We start from the raw sequence: 6,399 nt of genomic DNA on the forward strand, positions 1-6,399 counted from the left end.
TATAAACAGCAACGAAAGGAATACGACCCTTTATGAGAAGATGGCCGCTGAACAGGATACCTTCCGGGATTGGCTGAAAAGCCAGTCTCCAGAGGAGGTCTTAAACCACGCCTATGAGTACACTGTCCGGGAGGACATTGTGATGGCGATGGAGGTATTGGAGCTGACAGACGCCCAGGCCCAGGCGCTTTCTGGATTCCCCCTCCCCGCTGGCTGATGTGTACCGGCATTTTGAAAAACTGGAAACCAGCTATATGGATGTGATCCGGGACAGCATTGAGGAACGGGCCAATGAGATGTGCAAGAAAAAAGAGGAACAGAAAGCCGCCCCGGTCTATCCCCACTCCGCCGCCTATGCGTCCGAACATGGGGAGATGGCGCAGTACCGCGCCTCCCTGCAAGCCAGTCTTGCCTGCAAAGAAGCCACCCGGCAGGCCATTAACGCTCACTATGGGGATAACCGTCTGAATACCGAGGCTGCTGTCAAAGAAGTGCTGGAACAGTTCGGGCCGGAGCGTATGCAGGTTATCCTTGCCAATACGGTGCTGAAAAAGGAGCATGACGGGCGTATCTCCCGCGATAACAAAGCCTGGGCGAAAACAATCCCCATGCCGGAGGATGGCGGCGATCCCCGCCACAGCTATGCCCTGGTGGTGGATAAGGTCAACCCCGGCCTGACCGACCTGTTTTTGAAACAGGCGCGGAAAGTCCTTCAAGCCCCGGAGAAAGGCTCCGTTCTGGAAAAACTCAAACAGGAGCCGCCGGAACGCAAACCTGCCGCCCCCCTATTCCATTACCGTCAGACGGGGATACAGCAGGACCAGATTGAAAGCGGACGGGGGTTTCATCTACACCATAAAACCGGAACTGCATGGCGTCGGAAAGAGTAGGGCACATTTCATCAGCCGGTGAACGTGGTCCCGGGAGCAGGGAATCGCGGGCTTTATCATATGGTAAAGCCCATCCAGGCCTAGGGCTGGGTATGCCTCGTGCAGTCTGACAAGCTTTCTAGCCAGATCCTGATTGCGTTGTTTCTGCCGGCTTATGCCGCGATTTTTCCACGCGTAATATTCTCCCCGAGAAACCTCCAAAATCCGGCATAACGCATCCACACAAAACTCCCGGGCATCCCTTTGGATAAATCGGTATTTTTCTTCTATGGTTTTGAAAGTGTGCCTACAGATTTTTTAGGGTCTCTACCACCTCATCCTTCTCTGACACCTGCTTACAAAGCAAACGCACTTCCGCCTCCAGCTCCCGGGCCCGTTTTGCTTCCCGGTTCTGCCGGTCCGCTTGGCCGGGGAACGGCTCTCCCGCCGCCTTTAGCCAATGATGCAGCGTGTCTATGCAAATTCCCAGTTCTGCTGCTACCTCCTTGCTGAGCTGCCCTTGCTCGATCACCAACCGGATGGCTCCTTCTTCGAATTTTTCATCGTATTTCGCGGTGCAATCCCTTTTTTGTTTCCCATCTTGTTTTTCTTCTTTTCTTTACCATTATACCGAATCCTTTTCTCTCTTTCAAGATGGGAGGGGGGACAGTAGCCTCCAACGACTGGTACAAAGAGGCTGTGGAATACGTTTATCAGAATGGCATCATGGTGGGGTACCGGCGGGCTGCATTTCTCCCCCAACGCGGATTTTGACCGGGGGATGCTTGTCACAACCCTGTGGCGTCAGGCCGGAAGCCCCGGCATGGAGGATGAAAATTGGGGCTATCTCTATAAAGATATGAACAGGGACGCTTACTATGGGACAGACATTTAGAGGGAATTGCCTCTGGTGTGGGCGGCAATAGTTTCGCGCCAAATGCCCCACTTACCCGGCAGGACTTTGCTACCATGCTGTGGAATCAGGCCGGTAGCCCAAAGATGGATCTGTATGCGCTGGAGCGTTTCCGTGACCAGGAGCAAGATCAGCGGCTACGCCTGTGAGGCCCTGGCATGGGCTGTGGGTAATCATATCGTAGCAGGAAAAGGTAGCGCCACCCGGGCTCAGGCCGCGCAGATTTTTCTAAAGCTGCACAATAGGAAACTAGTGAATACGTTCTATGACGGCCAGATCAGTGGATTCCTATGTCCCATCTGGGAAACTTCGGGCAGTGATGGAGGGCGCCGATAAGACCGTGACCCTCATTGCCGGCCCGGGTACCCCTCACGAAAAGACCTATGTAAAATCCTGCGGTGAAAACGGCGCCGTGCGCTTCCAGTTGGCACCAGGCTATGAGGAGCTCTACCTGGACAGAGACTGTACCCAGGAGTGCAGTTTCGGCACCACGGCGAGGTGAGCACCCTGTATACGGTCTTGGCCGTTGATCTGAAGGTGTGCATCCACTGCGGCAGCTCTAATGTGGACGTGAAACAGGAAGCACGAGGACGGCATGACCATCTATGAGATCTACTGCCACAACTGCGGGAAGACCACCGGAGGTGTGGACTATCACTGATCTTGATCAGGTTACAACTTTTCTTGAAAAAATATTGGATTAAAAAGCAAGAACAGATTGACGTTGCGTGTGTTTTCATAAATTAATTATCACAATCCAACGTTTGCTCCAAGATCTTCCGGGATTAATGGCACGGAGCCGGCGCACAATAGTGCTGGGGGTGATATTTATGTTTCCTTATGCTTGGGGTGCGTGGTCCACAGGAACACCAGCGGGAATGTCTGCCGGGGTACTGCCAGTGTTTCTGAACGGCCGCAGGGATTTACCTGAAGAGGTGCGGGCGGCGCTGGAAGAGCACCAAGACGAGATCCACAGCGAAGCAGACCTGGAGCGCCTGGTGAATGATTTAATGCTGCGCCGCTAAATTTAGCGAAATACAAGAAAAGATGACTGCTCTGGGGGAAAAGTGCTGGCAGCGATAGGTAAAAAACAGCTTGCATGGGTACAGTGCTTTGGGCACTAAAAACAGGTTCCAGCCATGATGAGGGAAAACGGGGAAGAGCAGGGGCGAAAAATCCCCTGGGTCTTTCCCGTTCTTCAATTCAAGGAGAAAAAGTGAAAAAATTCGAAAAAAACACTTGCTTTTTTTTGAAACATGAGGTATAATAGCGATGTTGTCCGGGTGTGGCGCAGTTGGTAGCGCGCTTGACTGGGGGTCAAGAGGCCGTGAGTTCAAGTCTCGCCACTCGGACCATCCTGTGGATATAAAAAAGATATTCGCTCAAAAAACCGCGCTGTGGCGCGGTTTTTTGATGCCTGAAAGCCTGGATTTCGAAAGTGCAAAAACGTGGATGAAAATTTAGCCTTTTGGCTTTGCGGCAGGAACCGAACTCTCACAACAACAGAATAGAACGAAATGAGAGGGCCAGCAGGAGAAAAACCGCTGGCTTTTTTCGCAAAAGACAGTAGTCTTTTGCTTGCATAAGGGCGATAGCCCGTTGCATACATAGCCGGTCGCTGGGGAACTCTCCCCCAAAACAAGCGACCGGCTTTTTTTATTTCAGGAAGGAGCTGAACCTATGATAACCCTAAAAATCTGGCACGGCCCCATGCGGACCACGTTGACCCTCCCCCTGCGCGAAGCAGAAATTCAAAAGGCGCTCGTCAAAGCATTCCGCACCGCACCCTTCAAGGTCACCGCCGACGATGTCACCCCAAAGGAACTGGCCATGTTGAATGGGAAGGAAATTGATCTGGACGAACTGAACTTCCTCGCCAAAAACCTCGATCGGTTCACGTCATACGCGCAAGACCAGTTTTTTGCGGCGGTGCAGGTGGAGCAGCCATCAGACCTCACAGCCCTCATCAACCTGTCCTTCAACATGGAGAGGTACACGCTGGTGCAAAACGTCACCGACCTGGCCGCTGTGGGCAGGAAATATCTGCTCAATAAGATGGGTGCTCTGCCCGCCTCGGAGGTTGACAAACTCGACTTTGAGCAGGCGGGCCGTGACCTGCTGACCAGCGGGAATGGGACCCCCACCACCTACGGCCTACTCTTCACGAGCAAGGATGTGCCGTACCATGAAGTCTACCACGGCGCAACTTTCCCCTACTGCGAGCCCCGCCGAGACATTATCGCTGTCGCGCAGATGGAGTACGGCCCCAAAACCGAGTACCTGTACCTGCCGGAAGATGAACTCGCTGTCATCAAAGCGGCCAGGCGGATGGGTGCGCCCTCCCCGGATATGTGCAAGGTGGCGTTCACGGATTTCATGCTGGACAATTCCATGTGGACACAGCACCTGGAAACAATGCTGCGGGATCATGGGCTCGGGGTGGCAAACGAACTGGCTGACGCGTTTCCAAAAACTACTGAGGGCTTTGAAAAGCTGGCGGCGGTCGTAGAATATGCCAACATCTCCAGCAGTGGGGACATTATGCGTGTGGCCCGGCATCTGGATGATTTTGTGTTCATCAAAGACGCGGAAACGGATGAGGATGTAGGCCAACATTTTGTGGATCGCCATAGCGAGTACAGCGCCTCGCCAGAGTTGGCAGACTATATCGACTTTGACGCCCTGGGCAATCAGATCAGTGAGGATCGAGAGGGGCAGTTTGTGGAAGGAGGCTTCGTCTGCATGGACAGCGGCTGTTCGCTGGAAATGATTTTGGACGATGACCTGGACCTTGCAATGAGGGGGATTTAGCATGATAAAAGTTAAAATCGCCAACAAAAACGGGGCAGAACTTGAGCGGGAACTGCCCAGCGACATTCATCAGCTCTACCATGATATGCGGGATGCCGGTATCAGCAAGCCCCCGAAAAACATCCTGCTCCATGACGATAAGGACGTGGAAGTCACCCTGTCCTCCGACAGCAAGATCGGCAACCGCCTGCTACGGGTGTTCGGCAAGAACGACACCCTGGCTGACGCCAACACCGTGGCCTTCGCCGTCAGCACCGCCAGAGAGGAAATTCTCACAGACCTGGAACAGAACATCGTCCACAACCAGTACCTGACGAAAGAAATGCTGTTCGATGACATTCGGGAGATGACCCAGGCTGCCGGGCCGGTCAAGCTGACGTTTTATTGCCCCCTGGTGGGCCAACTGGATGACGGCGGGTGCGACGAGTATATTGAGGTTGGCAGCGGTTTCCTGGCGGCATATCAAGACCAAATCGAGCAGGGCATTGCCGACGAGCAGGCCCCGGAAATGGGTGACATGGCTCAGTACCTGGACAGAAACGCTGGCGTAGCCGCCAAGCTCATGTCGGCTGTTTGGACGGTGGAGGACATGGACGGCAGGCTTCTGGGGCGTATCGATTGTCACCTCAAGGAACCGCTCACGCCGGAAGAAATGGCGGATTTGCGGGAAGAAATCCTAGGGCAATGCTCAGATGGGCTTGGAGAAGGTTTCGAGCAGCGGCCCATCGAAACCGATGAGGGCGACTTGTATGTTTCGTATTGGAACAGCAGTGATGATTATTTTCTCTGTACGGAGGATGAGTTGGACGAGCACCTGGAACCCCATCAAGGGATGGGCGGTATGTAAAAGGAGGTTTTCGAGATGAACGAATGGGATAGGCTGCATCGGATGGCTGAGCGCTACAAGGCCGAGTACCCCAGCGGCACACGGATCATGTTGCTGAGCATGGGAAACGACATCCACCGTGTTGAGGATAACACGCGGGGCACTGTGATTGCCGTAGACGATATCGGCACCCTGCACTGTAAGTTTGACAATGGCCGTGCGCTGGGGATCATCCCCAGCGAGGACTCCTTTCGCAAGCTCACCGAGGAAGAACTGGCAGAGGAACAGGAGCCGGACATGGACGAAGATGAAGATTTCGGCATGAAAATGTGAGGTGAAAGTTAATACAGTGAAGTGGTCGGATGGCGCATGGCTATCCGATTTTTTGATATGTTCGCGGGGATCGGCGGTTTCCGCTCCGGCTTAGAGGCTGTAGGCGGCTTTGAATGCGTCGGTCACTGCGAGATAGATATTACTCCCGCTCAAAAAGCTAGGAAAAAGAGAGGAAGAGTGATATAATAGGGATATGGAATATATCGATTTGCGGAAAGTGGGAAAAGAAGGGCTCAAGCAGATACGCAGTCAGGTGGTACGGCTCAAGAAAATGGGCAAGAGCGGAAAGGAGATAGAGGAGCTCGTAGGAGTACGCCAGAATCGGATCAGCGAAATATGGACCGCGTATCAGCGAGAGGGAGAAGCGTCATTGGAGCGGAAGAAATACGGAAGGAAACCAGGGACCCATATGCTGCTGGAGGCCTGGGAGCAGGGGGAAATTCGCGAGGTTGTGGTGGAGAAAACGCCGGAGGATTTCGGGATACCAGGGAAACTCTGGACGCTGGGCCGAACGAGGCAATACATCATGAAACAATACCATAAGGACGTGAGCGAACGGAGGCTGTCGGAATATATGAAGCGCTGGGGGCTGAGCTGCCAGCGTCCGGCGAAGCGCGCCCGGAAACAGGATCCCACGCGTATCTAAG

Annotated in this window: 9 protein-coding genes, 1 tRNA gene and 2 pseudogenes; 11 read left to right on the plus strand and 1 reads right to left on the minus strand. The window is 53.7% G+C overall.

Annotated features, from left to right (window positions below):
* Nucleotide 1: 1 nt before the first annotated feature.
* Nucleotides 2–785: pseudogene (locus U8U68_RS04500) on the plus strand (DUF3848 domain-containing protein); the annotation flags it as partial.
* Between the two features lie 391 nt (nucleotides 786–1,176).
* Here the strand turns inward: U8U68_RS04500 and U8U68_RS04510 are convergent.
* Nucleotides 1,177–1,431, minus strand: a pseudogene (locus tag U8U68_RS04510) (transposase); the annotation flags it as partial.
* A 156-nt stretch (nucleotides 1,432–1,587) separates the two neighbouring features.
* Between U8U68_RS04510 and U8U68_RS04515 the strand changes: the two are divergent.
* The 10 genes from U8U68_RS04515 to U8U68_RS04555 all read left to right on the plus strand — a co-directional run bounded on the left by U8U68_RS04515 (nucleotide 1,588) and on the right by U8U68_RS04555 (nucleotide 6,398).
* Nucleotides 1,588–1,764 carry a hypothetical protein gene (locus U8U68_RS04515; RefSeq protein ID WP_322199628.1) on the plus strand — a complete coding sequence of 59 codons (177 nt, stop codon included), beginning with the start codon at nucleotides 1,588–1,590 and terminating at the stop codon, nucleotides 1,762–1,764.
* A gap of 5 nt (nucleotides 1,765–1,769) precedes the next feature.
* Nucleotides 1,770–1,931 (plus strand): S-layer homology domain-containing protein, encoded by a 162-nt coding sequence (locus U8U68_RS22305; protein ID WP_367575788.1) that lies wholly within the window; start codon nucleotides 1,770–1,772, stop codon nucleotides 1,929–1,931.
* Nucleotides 1,932–2,047: 116 nt separating this feature from the next.
* Entirely contained in the window at nucleotides 2,048–2,284 is a 237-nt protein-coding gene (locus U8U68_RS04520) for a hypothetical protein (RefSeq protein WP_322199629.1), read from the plus strand.
* 328 nt (nucleotides 2,285–2,612) lie between these two features.
* Nucleotides 2,613–2,807, plus strand: a complete 195-nt coding sequence (locus tag U8U68_RS04525) for a hypothetical protein (RefSeq protein ID WP_322199630.1) — start codon at nucleotides 2,613–2,615, stop codon at nucleotides 2,805–2,807.
* Between the two features lie 254 nt (nucleotides 2,808–3,061).
* Nucleotides 3,062–3,137, plus strand: a tRNA-Pro gene (locus tag U8U68_RS04530).
* A 325-nt stretch (nucleotides 3,138–3,462) separates the two neighbouring features.
* Nucleotides 3,463–4,593 (plus strand): antirestriction protein ArdA, encoded by a 1,131-nt coding sequence (locus U8U68_RS04535; RefSeq protein WP_322199631.1) that lies wholly within the window; start codon nucleotides 3,463–3,465, stop codon nucleotides 4,591–4,593.
* 1 nt (nucleotide 4,594) lies between these two features.
* On the plus strand, nucleotides 4,595–5,440 hold the full coding sequence (locus U8U68_RS04540) for a hypothetical protein (protein WP_322199632.1): 846 nt from the start codon (nucleotides 4,595–4,597) through the stop codon (nucleotides 5,438–5,440).
* A 15-nt stretch (nucleotides 5,441–5,455) separates the two neighbouring features.
* Nucleotides 5,456–5,752: a DUF4314 domain-containing protein gene (locus U8U68_RS04545; protein ID WP_160644326.1), complete on the plus strand. Its 297-nt coding sequence runs from the start codon at nucleotides 5,456–5,458 to the stop codon at nucleotides 5,750–5,752.
* Between the two features lie 36 nt (nucleotides 5,753–5,788).
* Nucleotides 5,789–5,938 carry a DNA cytosine methyltransferase gene (locus U8U68_RS04550; RefSeq protein ID WP_437124413.1) on the plus strand — a complete coding sequence of 50 codons (150 nt, stop codon included), beginning with the start codon at nucleotides 5,789–5,791 and terminating at the stop codon, nucleotides 5,936–5,938.
* 7 nt (nucleotides 5,939–5,945) lie between these two features.
* Nucleotides 5,946–6,398 (plus strand): winged helix-turn-helix domain-containing protein, encoded by a 453-nt coding sequence (locus tag U8U68_RS04555; protein WP_300776821.1) that lies wholly within the window; start codon nucleotides 5,946–5,948, stop codon nucleotides 6,396–6,398.
* Nucleotide 6,399 lies beyond the last annotated feature (1 nt).

This window comes from Acutalibacter intestini, from assembly GCF_034334985.1.
Classification (GTDB): domain Bacteria; phylum Bacillota; class Clostridia; order Oscillospirales; family Acutalibacteraceae; genus Acutalibacter; species Acutalibacter intestini.